This is a genomic window from Microbacterium sp. Leaf320 (genome assembly GCF_001423485.1).
Taxonomy (GTDB): domain Bacteria; phylum Actinomycetota; class Actinomycetes; order Actinomycetales; family Microbacteriaceae; genus Microbacterium.
In genome coordinates this window covers 337,560-352,128 of sequence record NZ_LMOD01000002.1, presented here as the reverse complement: position 1 = coordinate 352,128, position 14,569 = coordinate 337,560, and the positions used below count along the sequence as shown (strand labels likewise).

Annotated in this window: 15 protein-coding genes; 8 read left to right on the top strand and 7 right to left on the bottom strand. The window is 69.1% G+C overall.

Annotation, left to right across the window (positions count from 1 at the left end):
• Positions 1–15: 15 nt before the first annotated feature.
• The gene (locus ASF63_RS06465) at positions 16–699 is read right to left on the bottom strand and encodes a helix-turn-helix domain-containing protein (RefSeq protein WP_157534256.1); all 684 of its coding nucleotides are present in this window, start codon (positions 697–699) and stop codon (positions 16–18) included.
• Entirely contained in the window at positions 696–2,207 is a 1,512-nt protein-coding gene (locus tag ASF63_RS06460; RefSeq protein WP_056510993.1) for an APC family permease, read from the bottom strand. Before ASF63_RS06460 ends, ASF63_RS06465 begins: the two co-directional genes overlap by 4 nt.
• Positions 2,208–2,444: 237 nt before the next feature.
• On the opposite strand from ASF63_RS06460, the gene ASF63_RS06455 reads away from it, so the two are divergent.
• From ASF63_RS06455 to ASF63_RS06440, 4 genes are read left to right on the top strand one after another with little or no spacing between them, the layout of a single operon-like run.
• Positions 2,445–3,917, top strand: coding sequence for an APC family permease (locus ASF63_RS06455; protein ID WP_056510990.1), 1,473 nt, complete (start codon positions 2,445–2,447; stop codon positions 3,915–3,917).
• Positions 3,918–3,925: 8 nt separating this feature from the next.
• Positions 3,926–5,116, top strand: a complete 1,191-nt coding sequence (locus ASF63_RS06450; protein WP_235560718.1) for a tyramine oxidase subunit B — start codon at positions 3,926–3,928, stop codon at positions 5,114–5,116.
• Positions 5,113–6,324, top strand: a complete 1,212-nt coding sequence (gene solA, locus ASF63_RS06445) for an N-methyl-L-tryptophan oxidase (protein ID WP_082477993.1) — start codon at positions 5,113–5,115, stop codon at positions 6,322–6,324. Before ASF63_RS06450 ends, solA begins: the two co-directional genes overlap by 4 nt.
• 17 nt (positions 6,325–6,341) lie before the next feature.
• The gene (locus ASF63_RS06440) at positions 6,342–6,752 is read left to right on the top strand and encodes a RidA family protein (RefSeq protein WP_056510983.1); all 411 of its coding nucleotides are present in this window, start codon (positions 6,342–6,344) and stop codon (positions 6,750–6,752) included.
• A gap of 37 nt (positions 6,753–6,789) precedes the next feature.
• On the opposite strand, the gene ASF63_RS06435 is transcribed toward ASF63_RS06440, so the two are convergent.
• Positions 6,790–7,755 carry a helix-turn-helix transcriptional regulator gene (locus ASF63_RS06435; protein ID WP_056510980.1) on the bottom strand — a complete coding sequence of 322 codons (966 nt, stop codon included), beginning with the start codon at positions 7,753–7,755 and terminating at the stop codon, positions 6,790–6,792.
• A gap of 99 nt (positions 7,756–7,854) precedes the next feature.
• Between ASF63_RS06435 and ASF63_RS06430 the strand changes: the two genes are divergently transcribed.
• A complete protein-coding gene (locus ASF63_RS06430) occupies positions 7,855–8,316 on the top strand; it encodes a VOC family protein (RefSeq protein ID WP_056510976.1) in 462 nt (153 codons plus the stop codon).
• A 105-nt stretch (positions 8,317–8,421) separates the two neighbouring features.
• On the opposite strand, the gene ASF63_RS06425 is transcribed toward ASF63_RS06430, so the two are convergent.
• Positions 8,422–9,867, bottom strand: coding sequence for a serine/threonine-protein kinase (locus ASF63_RS06425; protein ID WP_082477889.1), 1,446 nt, complete (start codon positions 9,865–9,867; stop codon positions 8,422–8,424).
• 148 nt (positions 9,868–10,015) lie between these two features.
• Here ASF63_RS06425 and ASF63_RS06420 point away from each other — a divergent pair, with 148 nt between their 5' ends.
• The 3 genes from ASF63_RS06420 (at position 10,016) to ASF63_RS06410 (ending at position 12,513) form a co-directional block, all read left to right on the top strand.
• Complete coding sequence (locus ASF63_RS06420) at positions 10,016–10,243, top strand: DUF2188 domain-containing protein (protein ID WP_056510971.1); 228 nt, start codon at positions 10,016–10,018, stop codon at positions 10,241–10,243.
• Positions 10,243–10,998: a 3-keto-5-aminohexanoate cleavage protein gene (locus ASF63_RS06415; RefSeq protein WP_235560717.1), complete on the top strand. Its 756-nt coding sequence runs from the start codon at positions 10,243–10,245 to the stop codon at positions 10,996–10,998. The genes ASF63_RS06420 and ASF63_RS06415 overlap by 1 nt, the downstream gene beginning before the upstream one ends.
• 330 nt (positions 10,999–11,328) lie before the next feature.
• The gene (locus ASF63_RS06410) at positions 11,329–12,513 is read left to right on the top strand and encodes a MalY/PatB family protein (RefSeq protein ID WP_056510968.1); all 1,185 of its coding nucleotides are present in this window, start codon (positions 11,329–11,331) and stop codon (positions 12,511–12,513) included.
• Between the two features lie 21 nt (positions 12,514–12,534).
• On the opposite strand, the gene ASF63_RS06405 is transcribed toward ASF63_RS06410, so the two are convergent.
• The 3 genes from ASF63_RS06405 to ASF63_RS06395 all read right to left on the bottom strand — a co-directional run bounded on the left by ASF63_RS06405 (position 12,535) and on the right by ASF63_RS06395 (position 14,569).
• Positions 12,535–12,915, bottom strand: coding sequence for a type II toxin-antitoxin system VapC family toxin (locus ASF63_RS06405; protein WP_056510964.1), 381 nt, complete (start codon positions 12,913–12,915; stop codon positions 12,535–12,537).
• Complete coding sequence (locus ASF63_RS06400) at positions 12,912–13,175, bottom strand: type II toxin-antitoxin system Phd/YefM family antitoxin (RefSeq protein WP_056510962.1); 264 nt, start codon at positions 13,173–13,175, stop codon at positions 12,912–12,914. The genes ASF63_RS06405 and ASF63_RS06400 overlap by 4 nt, the downstream gene beginning before the upstream one ends.
• A 215-nt stretch (positions 13,176–13,390) precedes the next feature.
• A complete protein-coding gene (locus tag ASF63_RS06395) occupies positions 13,391–14,569 on the bottom strand; it encodes a MalY/PatB family protein (protein WP_056510957.1) in 1,179 nt (392 codons plus the stop codon).

Sequence of the window (14,569 nt, the reverse complement as noted above, 5' to 3'; positions counted from 1 at the left end):
GGCGGATGACGGGGTCTACGTCAGGAGCGGCCCGAGCTCCCGCGCAGCCGCGACGAGGGAGAGGGCGATCGAGTCGGAGCTGTCGATCTGCCGGCGCGGACCCGAATAGGAGAGCGCTCCGGCGAGCGTGCCGGAGGCGTCGGTGATCGGCGCGGCCAGGCAGCCACGCTGACCGTCGCGGGCGCGGATCACCCCCTGCGAGCGGAGCTCGGTGACCAGGTCGCCGGCGACGGTCTCGCCGCGCACGACCAGGGGCAGCAGGCCGAGGGCGTAGCGGGTGGGCTCCTGCTGCAGACCCTGCCGATTCGAGAGGGGGAAGTCGGGATCCTCATCGGCGACGACGACCCGGTCGTCACGATAGAGCACGAGGTGGATGCCGCCCCTCGCGCTCGCCCTGGTGCGCTCGAGGACGTCCCGTGCGGCGCGCGGGATGCGCTCGACGCCGATGCTGCCGGCCAGCAGCGCCACCTTCGTGCCCAGGGCGAATCCGGTGAGATCCGGCGTCCGGACGAGGTATTCGTCCTGCACCAGCAGGTTGAGCAGGCGATAGGTGGTTGCGCGCGGTATTCCGAGCCGCTCGGCCAGCTGCCGCGCTGTGACGCCGGCACCCATCGCAGCGACGGCCTCCAGCATCGACAGCGCGCTGTGGATGGCGGCGGGCTGGCGGGCCGTGATCGATACCGCGTCGCCAGCCGTCATCCGTCGGCGTCCCCCGGTTCGCCCCCGTGTGCGCTACCGCCGCCGGTGCGGGCCACGCCGCCGAGCACGTGGGCGGCGACCGGCTCGTCGTAGCGCCCGACCTCGCCGAGAGGCGAGCGCCGGCGCCACCGGATCAGCACCGCCGCGATCAGGGCGAAGCCGAGGGCGAACCAGACCCCGGGGTTTCCCGCGGCCGCCTCCGCGACGAGATAGACCGTCAGGCATGCCGCAAGCGCCGCCGCCGCGCTGACGGCGGCGATGATGGAACCGACGGTGACCTCCCCGATACGGCGCAGGAACAGGGGAGCGGCGATGCAGACCAGCACGTAGGCGACGATGTAGCCCGCTGCCGAGATCAGCAGGACGGCCTTCATCGCGTCCCACGGTGACACGCCGGCCGCGACGATCACGATCGGTGCGAGGACGATCGGCGGGACCGCGACGACGACCGCGCCGATCGGAGTGCGGTGGCGCCCGTGCGTGCGGCCGAGCCGGGCGGGGAGGACACCGTCGCGGGCGAGCGCGAACACGATACGAGTGAGGGCGGTCGTCGAGGCGATCGCGCAGGCCAGACCCGAGGTGGCGATGCCGACGTCCGCCACGGCGGCCCATGCGGAGAGGCCGAAACGCGACGCGAGATCGTCGAGGAGCGCGACCGATGCCGTCCCCCCGATCGCGGCGGCTCCTGCGATCTGCGTGTAGGCGGCGATGAGGTAGAACACTCCGGCGACGCCGACGCTCCACACGATGGCGCGAGGGATGTTCTTCAGCGGCGAGCGGGATTCGACGCCGAGCGTCGCGGAGCTCTCGAACCCCACGAACGCGGTGATCGCGAGAACGGCACCGCCGGCGACGCCGGCCACGGAGATGCCGTCTGCCGAGAAGATCGCCGCCGGCTGGAGCGGTCCGATGTGCACGAGGAGCACGATCATCAGCAACAGGATCAGCGCGACGGAGACGAGTTCGACGACGAGCGCGACTCGGGATGAGAGGCGGATGCCGCGCACGAGAACGATCGCGAGCACCGCTGCTTCGGCGACGAGAGCGCCCAGGGCGATCGGCATCGCGGCGAGCTGAGGCCACAGTCGGGTCACGAGCATGGTCGCATAATGGGCGCCGCCCAGAAGAGCGAAGATCGAGATGAAGGCATACCCGACGAGGATCGCTGCACCGGTCGCGAGTCCGCCCGCCGCGCCGAGTCCGCGCGCCGCGTAGGTGTACAGCGAGCCGCTGGCGGCGAATCGACGAGTGAACTGGTTGATCGTCCGAGCGACCAGGAACGTGATGATCATGGCGAGGGCCATCACGAGGACGGTGGCGCCGCCCGCCAGGTCCGCCACCAGCAGCACCGCCATCGCCGAGGCGGCCGCTGGGGCGACGGCCGCGACCGATTGCGCGAGGACGTCGGCGAAACCCACGGTGTGTCTGTCCAGCCCGTGCAACGGTGAGCGCGCGGCGAACGAGCGCACGGTCTGCGGGCGCTCGATCGCCTCTTCCAGTGCAGACATGGGGCCTCCGCCTGTTGCGCGATGAACGCTGCTGCGCGATGGGAAGAGGCTACGAGCGATCGGTTGCAGGGACGCTTCAGTCGTGTTTCGCGCAGATCTCGCCCGAATGAGACAGCCCGTATTCGAGTGTCCCGTTCGCGGCGACCGCAGACGTCACTCCGGCGAGACGGGCGGGAAATCCCGCCGCGGCAGGGTGGGTGAACCGCTCCACTCCGCTTCTCTCAGAAGGGTTTGCACATGGTCCAGATTCAGCCCAGCGCCACCGAGGCCTCCCCGAAGAAGGTCCTGTCGGGATCGCTCGGTGCTACGGCGATCGTCTTCATGGTCGTCGCCGCCGCCTCGCCCCTGACTGTCATCGGCGGGTCGGCCCCACTCGGCATCCTGCTCGGCAACGGGTCGGGGTTCCCGGCGCTGTATGCGATCAGCGCCGTCGTTCTCGTGCTCTTCGCCGTCGGCGTCTCGGCGATGGCCAAGCACGTCCCCAACCCCGGGGCGTTCTTCACCTACGTCGGATATGGCCTCGGACGCTCGACCGGTCTCGCGTCCGCCTGGATCGCGATGCTCACGTATACGACGATCCAGGTGTCCGTGTACGGGTACATGGGCTACGTGCTGAGCTTCACATTCGAGGGGTTCGGCATCACGCTCCCATGGTGGCTGTACTCGATCGCCGTCGTCGCGCTCGTCGGGTTCCTCGGCTATCGCCACATCGATCTGTCCAGCAAGGTGCTCGGCGTCCTGCTCTGCGCCGAGGTCGGAATCGTCCTCCTTCTCGTTGCCGCGGTCGTGATCTCCGGCGGCCCCGAAGGTCTGAGCCTGGCGCCGTTCGAGCCGAAGAACGTCGCGAGCGGTTCCCCCGGCGTCGGCCTCATGATGGCGATCGCCGCCTTCATCGGGTTCGAGGCGACCGCCGTCTTCCGCAGCGAGGCGCGCGATCCCGACCGCACGATCCCCCGCGCCACCTATATGGCCGTGATCGGCGTCGGTGTGTTCTACACCCTCGCCTCATGGGGCCTCGTCATGGCGTGGGGTCCCTCGAACATCCTGGAGGAGGCCGCGGCCGACCCGGGAACGCTCATCCTCCGCACGATGTCGGCGTACCTCGGCCCCACCGGCGAGATCATCACGAACATCCTCCTCATCACCGCGATGTTCGCCTGCGTGCTGTCTTTCCACAACGTCGTCGCCCGTTACCAGTACTCCATGGCAGGCGCCGGCGTGCTGCCCGACCGGGTGGGCGCCGTGCACCCCCGGCACATGTCTCCGCACGTGTCCTCGCTCGTGCAGAGCATCACCGCGATCGTTCTCGTCGCGCTGTTCGCCGTTCTGCAGCTCGACCCGGTGCTGCAGGTGTTCACCTGGTTCGCCGGGGTCGCGACCGTGGCCATCGCCCTCCTGATGGCAGTCACCTCGATCGCGGTCATCGTCTACTTCGCGAGGACACGCAAGGACCGGAGGATCTGGAACACCGTGATCGCCCCCGTGCTCGGTTTCATCGGCCTGGTGCTCTCCGTGGTCATGATCGTCGTCTACTTCCCGATCATGGTCGGCGATACGGATGGCACAGGCGCGCCCGTGTTCGGCGCGGTCAGCTGGAGTCTGCTCGGGCTGGTGATCGTCTTCCCCCTCATCGGGTACGCCCAGGCCGCGTGGATCAGAGCCCGCAGGCCCGCGGCATACGCCAAGCTCACCGACGCCATCGCCGGCTGAGGCGCACCATGAGCGCGACCGACACACTCTCCCCCACCCCCTCGACGACAAGGACCGTCATGCCCCTGCCCCACGTGGATTTCCTCTATCTCTCCGAAGCCGACATGATCGCGGCCGGAGTGACCGATATGCACCAGTGCGTCGACACCATGGAGGAGATGTTCGCGCTGTTCGCCGCCGGCGACTACCGCATGACCGGTGAGAGCAACGATTCGCACGGCGCGATGATGACTTTCCCCGAGACGTCGCCGTTCCCGAACATGCCGGTGCCCACTGAGGACCGACGGTTCATGGCGATGCCGGCGTACCTCGGCGGAGACTTCCAGACGACCGGCGTCAAGTGGTACGGATCCAACATCGCCAACCGCGAGAAGGGTCTGCCGCGGTCGATCCTCATGTTCACGCTCAACGACACCGACACCGGGGCACCACTCGCGTTCATGTCGGCGAACCTGCTGTCGGCATACCGGACCGGCGCCGTGCCGGGGGTCGGCGCGCGGCACTTCGCCCGCAAGGACTCGCGCGTCGCGGGGATCGCCGGGCCCGGCGTCATGGCACGCACGGTGCTCCTGGCCTTCATGGATGCGTGCCCGCTGATCGACACGCTGAAGATCAAGGGGCGAGGGGCGGAGAGCCTCGCGCGCTTCCAGGAGTGGGTGCGCGAGGAGTTCCCGACGATCACTACGATCGAGGTCGTCGACTCGATCGAGGACGTCGTCCGGGGGAGCGACCTGGTGAGCTTCTGCACCACGGGCACCGGTGCCGGCGGGTCGGAGAACTACCCCACGATCCAGCGGGAGTGGATCACGCCAGGGGCGTTCTTCGCGATGCCGTCCCTGTGCAACACCGACGACTCGCTGCTGGACAGCGACATCACGAAGGTCGTCGATGCGTACGGGTTGTACGAGACCTGGTACGAGGAGTTTCCGAAGCCGTCGTTCGAGCACATTCCGATGGTCGGGCAGAAGTGGATGGATCTCGTGAAGGCCGGGGAGCTCTCCCGTGACGAGCTCGTCGACATCGGCGACGTCGTCTCCGGAAAGCGGCCCGGTCGGCAGAGCGACGACGAGATCGTCATCATGTCGGTCGGCGGGATGCCGGTGGAGGACGTCGCGTGGGGGACGAAGGTGTACCGCAACGCCCTGGAGCGCGGCATCGGCCAGAAGCTGAACCTGTGGACCGAGCCGGCTCTCGCATGAGTGCGGCAGAGGTCATCCGGACCGTCGACGTCGCGGTGGTGGGTGCAGGCTCCATGGGATCGATGGCGCTGTGGCACCTCGCGAAATCGACGGGGCTGTCGGTGCTGGGCATCGAGCAGTACGGACCGGCGCACGGCCATGCAGCGTTCGCCGGTGAGTCGCGTCTGTTCCGTGCGGCGAACAAGGAGGGCGCGCTCTACACGGCAGCTGCTCTCGAGGCCAGGGCGCTGTGGACCGAGCTGGAGCGTGAGACCGGCCGCCAGCTGCTGCTGAAGACCGGCGTCCTCGCGGTCGCGCCGGAGGGACATCCGTTCCTCGAGTCCACGCAGCGATCGATCGTGGAGGGCGATCTGCCGCACCGGTTCCTCGATGCGGCGGAGCTCCGCCGGGAGTATCCGCAGTTCACCGTCGAGGACGGCGACATCGGGATCATCGACGTGCTCGGCGGCGGGTTGCGCTCAGAGCTGGCGGTGGCGGCCGCGCAGCGGGCCGCGATCAGGCGCGGGGCGGAGATCCTGTACAACACCCCGGTGCTCGGCATCGATGAGGGCGAGAGCGGTGTCGTGATCTCGACATCCGAGGGGATCATCCACGCGCAGAGGGTGATCGTGACGACCGGCGCGTGGACGACGAGGATCGTGCCGGAGCTGCGGGATCTGGTGAGCGCGATCGCCATCCCGCTCACGTGGTTCATGCCGGAGGACATCAGCCAGTTCGCCCCTGACCGCTTCCCCTGCTGGATGCGCGACCTGGACGGCGACCATGCCTTCGGCGTCCCCACGCTCGACGGCTACTCGGTCAAGATCGCCCCCACGACTCGTATCGACACGATCGAGGACCCCGACACAGAGCCCCGCGAACTGTCGCGTGCGGAACTGCGGAGCTGCACGGCGATCGCCACCCGGATGTTCCCCGGCATCCTGCCCGAGGTGGTCCGGTCGTCCATCCACCCGGAGTCGACGACGGCTGATCATGTCCCGATCCTCGACGTCTCCGAGTCGGGGCGGATCGTCATCGGAGCCGGGTTCTCCGGCAACGGCTTCAAGTTCTCGCCCGCCTACGGGCGAGTACTGGCGCAGCTCGCCGAGAGCGGGTCGAGTGCGCTGCAGCACCCCCTTTTCACGCTCGGTCACCACCGGCGCCGTGCTCAGGCGCGCGCCGACGATCTTGTCCTCGCAGACGACTATCCGGTCCTCCAGGGCCACTGACACGAAAGACGGAACCGTTGATCATCACCAGTGTGAAGAGCGGAAGCAAGTTCGAGACCCTCGCGAGCTACTCGCGGGCGGTCGCGATCGGCGACTGGATCTTCGTCTCGAACACCGCCGGCATCGACTACGAGACGAGGACCCTGCCGGACACGGCGGCAGAGCAGCTGCGCCTCGCGATCGCCACCGTCGCGCGGGCGCTCGCCGCCGTGGATTCATCGCTCTCCGATGTCGTCCGGATCCAGGTCTTCGTTCCCGATGCGTCCGATCAGGACGAGACGATCGAGGTGCTCGGCGAGGTGTTCCGCGGCATCGACCCGGCGCTCACCATGACGCGCAGCCCGCTCGCGGGCGAGTACAAGGCCGAGATCGAGGTGACGGCGCACCGCGGGGCGGGGGCGGCGCGGCGTACGCAGATCGGTCTGTGAGCACTCGGCGACTCGGGGCGCGGGGTCTCGGATGCGGTCAGGGCTGACCCGGTGAGCGGGCCTCGCCCGCGTCGGACAGGCGTCGCGAGAGGGCCGTCGCCGCGTCGCGCAGCTCGGACGGTCCGACGACGTGGAACGGGGCGTCGAAGCGCGCGATCGAGGCGAGGATGCCGGTCCACGACCAGGATCCGACCCTGACGCGGCACGAGTTCTCGTCGATCGGCTCGACGCTGCCGTCGCGTCCGATCCAGTGCGCGACCTCGCGGGCGGGCACCTCGAGCACGAGCTCGCCGATGCAGGGCCAGCGGTCGCCGGCATCCGACCCCTTCGCCCGCGCCGCGATGTAGGTCTGCGCGTCGGTGGCGGGCAACTCGCGCGGCGTGAAGGCGGGGCCGGTCGGGATGCGCGGGGTCATCCGATCGAGGCGGAAGGTGCGCCAGTCGTCGGCCTCGCGATCCCACGCGAGCAGGTACCAGCGTCCTTCGCGGGCGACGACGGCGTGCGGCTCGGTGCGCCGGGCCGGGCGGTCGTGGTCGCCGTAGTCGAAGCGCAGCACGTGCCGGTCGCGCACCGCGGCGCTGACGGCCTCGAGCACCGCGGGATCGACCCGGGTCTCGTTCTCGACGCCGGTGAAGCGGATGCCGTCGACCCGGTGGCGCAGGCGTGACGGCATCACCTGGCGCACGGTGGCGAGCGCACGAGCGGCGCCCTCGTCGATGTCGATCCCGGTGGCGGGCACGCTCTGCAAGGCGACCGCGATCGCCACTGCCTGCTCGTCGTCGAAGAGAAGGGGCGGGAGCTCGGAGCCCGCGGCCAACCGATATCCGCCGTCGGGACCCTTGATCGCGCTGATCCGGTAGCCGAGCTCGCGCAGGCGGTCGACGTCCCGGCGCACGGTTCGGGGCGTCACGTCGAGGCGGTCGGCGAGCACCTGTCCCGGCCAGTCGCGCTGCGTCTGCAGCAGCGAGAGCAGGGTGAGCATGCGCGAGGAGCTGCCGGTCATGACATTCATTCTGCGTCAGGTAGAGGACTGAAACTGTCCGCTTCTGCTGTGAATGTTGTTCATGACGGCACTCCGCCGCGCATCATTCGAGGAGACATCATGACCATCGCAACCACCACCCACCTCAACTTCCGCGGCACCGCTCGGCAGGCGCTCGAGTTCTACGGAACCGTGTTCGGCGGTGAGGTCACGCTCGCGACCTACGGCGACTTCGGGATGCCGGCCGGGGTCCCCGGCGCCGACAAGATCGTGTTCGGGCAGGTCGAGAACGCCGAGGGATTCCGGCTGATGGCATACGACATCCCCGGTGCGGATGACTCTGACGCGACCGCGGGCACCACCGCGCGGGAGAACGGGATGACGATCACCGACCGCTCCTTCTTCCAGTCGCTGCGCGCCGACTCGCTCGACGAGCTCACCGGATACTGGGACGCTCTCGCAGACGGCGCCTCGATCGTCGAGCCGCTCGCCGCGTCGGCGTGGTCGCCCGGGTTCGGGATGCTCACCGACCGCTTCGGCGTGACCTGGGTGCTCGACGTGCGGGCCGCCTACGCGGGCTGATCCGGTTGGCGGTCACGATTCAGCAGCGATGAAGGGGATCGGCGCGAACCGCGGGTTCGAGCACGATCCAACACGACCCTGCTGAATCGTGACGCGCGACCCCGGTCAGTTCTTGCCGGAGTTGCCGTTCGACTTGTCGGCCTTGTCGGCCTTGTCGGCCTTGTCGCCCTTGCCGGAGTTTCCGGAGTTACCGCTGTTGCCCGGGGTCGCCGCATCGGTGACCGCATCGACGGTCGTGTCGGCCGGTGCGGTGTCGGCGGGAACGGACGCCGTGCGGACGACGGCGCCCGACGCGGTGCGACCGATGTCTGTCGCCGGTGTCGTGAATGCGGCGAGTCCGACCACGAGCGCTCCGGTCGCAGCCAAACCGGCGGCTCCGGCGATCACGCGGTTGCGCGCGCGGTTGCGGGAGCCGGTGCTCGGTCGCGCGCCGGCGACGTCGGCTGCCGGGAGCACAGCCGTCGCATCGGTGGATGCCGAGCTCGCGCCGGTGAATGCCGGGTTCGCGGGGATGGATGCCTGGTTCGCCGGTCTCGACGGAGTCGCAGCTGCGATTGTCGCTGCCGCAGCATCCGACTCCGGCATCGCGATCGTCGCCTCTTCTGCGGGTGGACCTCCGGCGCCGGCGACGATGGCGGCAGCCGCGGCAGCGACGGCCACTCCGTCGCTGTTCGCGGCGTACCCGCGCAGCAGGCCGCGGGCGGCCCGGGCCACCTCGGTCGCGGTCGGGCGCTCTTCGGGCTCGAGCCGCGTCATGCGGGTCAGCAGGTCGCGCCACTCCGTCGGCACGGTCTCAGAGATCCTCGGCGGCTCCGCCAGGCGTGCGATCGCGGCGGCGCGGCCTGATGCGAGCGACGGATACCCGGGCTCGCCGGTGAGAGCCTCCAGCAGCACGAGGCCGAGCGCGAAGATATCGACCGGAAAGCCGGGGTCGAGATCGCGCAGCTGCTCGGGCGCCATGTAAGTGAGTGTGCCGAGCACGATTCCCGGTGTCGTGAGCCTCGTGTCCTCGATCGAGCAGGCGATGCCGAAGTCGGCGAGCTTCGCGGCCACCGGGCGGCCGGCGCGCCCGCGTGCGAGGAGCACGTTCGACGGTTTGATGTCGCGGTGCACGATCCCGGCGCCGTGCACGGCGGTCAGACCTTCGGCGAGGTCGCGGGCGATGCGGGCCACGTCGCGGGGAGGGAGAGGACCGGCTGCCATGCGCTCGGCCAGGGTCGGCCCGTCGACGAACTCCATCACCAGGTACTGCGGCCGACCGGGCACGAGCTGAGCGTCGTGCAACGTCACCAGCGATGGGTGGCTCAGCGACGCGAGCAGCGCCTTCTCGGTGTGTGCGCGCTCGATCGACGCCACGGGGCCTTCACCCTCGTGGATCATCTTGATCGCGACGGTGCGTCCGAGATGGGAGTCCTCGGCGCGGTAGACGGTCGCCATGCCGCCCTTGCCGACGCGGTCGTGCAGTACATATCGTCCATCGAGCAGTGCCGCCGTCGGCGACATCACTTCCAGCGCCATGGCTCGCTCCTCGGGTGCATCCGGGTCATGCATCAGACGACCGTATCGCTGTTCGCCGGCGGGATCATCGGGGTTGACGCGAGAGCGAAACGGTGGATGCGGAGCGGGCGAAAGCTGTCAAGGGGCTCTTTCGTGGGGGACGCAGCGGATATGAATGAGGGAGATCGAAAGGACTTCAGGCATGGCCGCAGGCGACATCGAGACGTTCCAACGTGACGGGATCTGGTTCAACCGCATCGAGGGCGAATCCCGCACATTGGCGTCGAGCTTCGAGACCGAAGACGAAGCCGTCCGAGTCGGGCGCGGAGCAGCCGCGGCACGACAGGTGCAGCACGCGGTGCGCACCGAAGAGGGCCCATCCGACACGGGCAACCTCCACGACTGGCATCCACGCGATCTCATGAACTGATGGGCGCGGTGCCCGGAGAGTCAGAACGACGGATGCTGCTGCAGGCGTGTCTCAACGGAGCGCGCGATGTCACAGAGCATCCCGGATTGAGCGCCGACCCGACGCTGGCCGCTGCGGATGCGGCGAGGGCGGTGGCGGCCGGTGCACAGGAGATCCATGTGCACCCGAAGGATGCAGAGGGCCGCGACACCCTGGATGCCGATGACGTCGCACGCTGGTTGCGCGCGCTGCGATCGTCGTGCCCGGGTGTGCCGGTCGGCGTCACCACCGGAGCGTGGACCGAGCCCGACGTCGAGAAGCGGGTGGCCGCCATCGCCGCGTGGACCGAGCTCCCCGACTACGCATCCGTGAACTGGCACGAGACGGGCGCCGATCGTGTGGCCGCATCGCTGCTGAGCCGAGGCGTCGGCGTCGAGGCGGGCATCTGGGACGCGACCGGTCTCGAGGCGTGGAGCACATCGCCGTCACGCGCGGAGTGCACGCGGGTGCTGATCGAGCTGCCCGACGAGGCCGCCGAGGTGGTGCGGCGTCATGCCGAGGGGCTGATCGCGCATGTCCGTCTCGACGAGCCGAGCATGCCGATCCTGCTCCATGGTGAAGAGCGCTCGGCCTGGCCGGCACTCACTCTCGCGGTCGAGCTGGGAGTCGACACCCGCATAGGGCTCGAAGACACCCTCACGCTGCCCGACGGACGGAGCGCGCCCGACAACGCGGCGCTGGTGCGGGCGGCATCCGCGTTCACATCCGCTTCCTGACGGTCGCAGGGCGCTGTCGGACACCAGGCGTCCGCCTAACGTTCACGCTCGCCTTTGGGCCGACAGGGCGGGGCGGAGCAACCACGCCTCGCCCGACATTCACCGAAACGTGAATCGCGAGACCACGGTGGGCGTCTTTAGGCTGGAGGCGTCCGCCGTGAACGCCGCGGGTAATACCGCCGTGAAAGATGCCGTGAAGGAGCCGCCGTGTCCGAGCCTCAGACGACCACCCCGTGGATGGCCCTCGCGTCCCGAGGCGCGGGTGCTCGCCGCGCGGCCCCTGTGGATGCCGCCGTTCGATGTCGGATTGCCGGCTGAGAGCCGCACGCCATGACTGACGACCGCGCGCACACCGACCCGCACCCCTTCGACTCCCGCACGAGGTTCGACCTCGATCGGCCGGAGAGCCGCAAGTGGAGCCTGCACCCCGGGCGCATCGGCGCCTGGGTCGCCGAGATGGACTTCGGCGTCGCGCCGGTGATCGCCCAGGCCATGCACCGCGCGATCGAGGAGGAGAACCTGGGATACCTGTCGCCGCCGCTGGCAGCCCGGTTGGGCGAGGCGACGGCGGAGTGGATGCGTGGTGAGTACGGCTGGAGCATCGACCCCGAGCGCGTGCATCCCGTGTCGGATGTCATGGCCGCTCTGCGCGTCGCGGTCGAAGAGTATGCGCCCGCCGGGTCGCCCGTGATCGTGCCGACTCCGGCATACATGCCGTTCCTGACATATCTTCCCGCGATCGGGCATCCGGTGATCGAGGTCCCCGGCGTCGGGGTCGACGGCCGCTGGCACCATGACCTGCAGCGCATCGACGAGGCGTTCGCTGCGGGTGCCCGTACCCTCGTGCTCTGCAACCCGCACAACCCGACCGGGACCGTGGTGGAGCGCTCCGAGCTCGAGGCGCTCGCAGAGATCGTCGAGCGGCATGGCGGTCGGGTGTTCGCGGATGAGATCCACGCGCCGCTGCGCTTCGACGGCCGCCCCTTCATCCCTTATGCATCGCTGTCGGATGCGACCGCCGCGCACACCGTCACCGGCACGAGTGCGTCGAAGGCCTGGAATATCCCCGGGCTCAAGACGGCGCAGCTGATCACGTCGAATGATGCGGACCAGGAGCTCTATCGCCGCTTCGGCTTCTCGGTGCAGCACGGCGCCGCGACGCTCGGAGTGGTCGCGTCGACCGCCGCGTACCGCGAGGGCAAGCCCTGGCTCGACGGAGTGCTCTCCTACCTCGACGGCTCACGCGAGCTCGTCGGATCGCTGGTCTCCGAGCACCTGCCCGGTGCGACGTATCGCTCACCGGAGGCGACGTACATCGGCTGGATCGACACGAGAGCCCTCGAGATCGACGGCCCGCCCGCCGCGTTCTTCCGTGAGCACGCGGGCGTCGTGCTCACGGAGGGCGCGCTGCTCGGGCACGGGTACGAGAACTTCGTGCGGGTCGTGTTCGCGACCCCGCGTCCGATCCTGCGCGAGGCGTTCGCCGCGATGGGAGATGCCGTTCGCGACCGCTGATCCACCTCCCCGGGGTCGGGCTCAAACCCGAGAAGATGCCGGGATGCCGAGTCGAGTCGCCGCCGCGGCGAACTCGACATCGAAGGTGAGGATGCTGGTGAGCGCGTCCCCGATCTCGACCGCCGTCGCGAGGTGCAGTGCGTCGAGTGTGCGCAGCCCGCTGTGCAGGTCGACGGCTCGCGTGAGGGTGTCGTCGGCGAGCGACACCAGTGCGACGCGGTCGAGGAGCTCCTGCGCGGCTTCGGAACTGACCGAGCGGCGGTCGGCCACGGCGTGCAGTTCCACCGCCAGCAGGCGCGATGAGACGAACGGCGCGCCGTCGGTGAAAGCCTGACGCACCGCATCGCTCCCGTCCTCCTCGATGAGTGCTTTGGCGGCTGCCGAGGTGTCGAGGTAGATCACAGGCGATCGCTCCGGAGGTCGTCGAGGATCTCGCGGGTCGTGCGGTCGCTGGTCGTCGCGGGGGTGCGGAGCGCGCCGGTCTTCGTCGGCAGAGAGACGCGGCCTGACGACACCAGCCTCTCCCAGGGGTTTTGCGTCGGGGGCGTCAGCTCGGCGATCGGGCGGCCCCGGTCAGTGATGGTGAGGCGCTCACCCGCGGCGACGCGAGCCAGGACCTTCGCGGTCTGCTGGTTCAGTTCGGTCTTCGTCACCGTGGCCATCTCCTGATTCTACGCTCGAACTAGTAGAAGTAGTAGAAGTTGGGCTGTCGAACGTGCTGCCATCATGCGCGCAGCCTCCGACATTCGTCCTCGTGTTCGGGACCGCTCGCGTGCGTGGTCGATTTCGCACCCGAAACAGCCGTTTCGGGTGCGCAACTGCCCCCGCACGAAGCCGCGCGTAGGCGCCGACCGGCAAGCAAGGTGCCGAGCGGCGGCTAACTCGAGACCGAGACCCGCTCGGTGAGCGCAGCGGCGATCCGCTCGACCGCCTCGACCATCACCGGTCGCGGCAGCGCGAACACGAAGCGCGTGTACCCGATGGCGGCCTCACCACACGCGGCACCATCCGTCATCGCGACTCCCGCGTTCTCACGGAACCATTCGCCGAGGTCCCCCGTCAACCCGGTCTCGCGGAAGTCGAGCAGGGCGATGTAGCTGCCCTCGGGCACGATCATCCGCACGCCGGCGAGCTTCTCGTCGACGAGCTGCGCCAGCATTCGCCGGTTGCCGTCGAGGTAGTCGACGACCTGATCGAGCCATTCGCCGCCCGCCGTGTAGGCCGCGGTGTTCGCGATGACTCCGAGGGTCGAGGTGCCGTGTCCCGGCCAGAATCCGAGGCGCTCCCAGAGCTCGGCATCCGTGTCGTTCGAGAGGATGACCTGCGCGCACTTGAGGCCCGCGAGGTTCCACGCCTTCGAGGCGGAGGTCGCGGTGAACGTGTGGCCTGCGGCGGCATCCGACACCGAGGCGTACGGGATGTGCCGTGCGGGGGCATAGATGATCGGCGCGTGGATCTCGTCGGCGAAGACGCGGCCGCCCGCATCCGTCACGACCGACTCGATGGCGAGCAGCTCGTCCCGCGTCGCGACCGTGCCGAGGGGGTTGTGCGGGTTGCAGAGCACCAGCATCTCGCCGCCGTCGCGGAACGCTTGCGCGACGGCATCCAGGTCCATGACCCAGCGCCCGTCGACCTCGATGCTCGGCACCTCGATGACCCGGCGGCCTCGCATCGGCGGCACCAGGAGGAACGGCATGTACGCGGGCGTCGGCACGATGATGGCCGAGCCGGGAGTGGTGAAGTGGTCGATCGCCAGCTCGAACGCGGCGATCACATCGGGCACGTGGTGAACCCGCTCGGGGGCGATCTCCCATCCGTACGAGTCCGAGTACCACCGGGCCGTCGCCGCCGAGAGGTCCTTCGCGAGCTTCTCGGGCAGGTAGCCGGTGACGCCCAGGTCGAGGGCATCCTTCACGGCGGTGGTGACGGCCGGGGCGAGTCCGAAGTCCATCTCGGCGACGAAAGCGCCGATCATGTCGGGGAACGTCGTCCATTTCAGGCTGCCCGCGTGGCGCAGGTCGTCTTGAGTGATCTGGTCGAACGTGCCGGAGGTCAT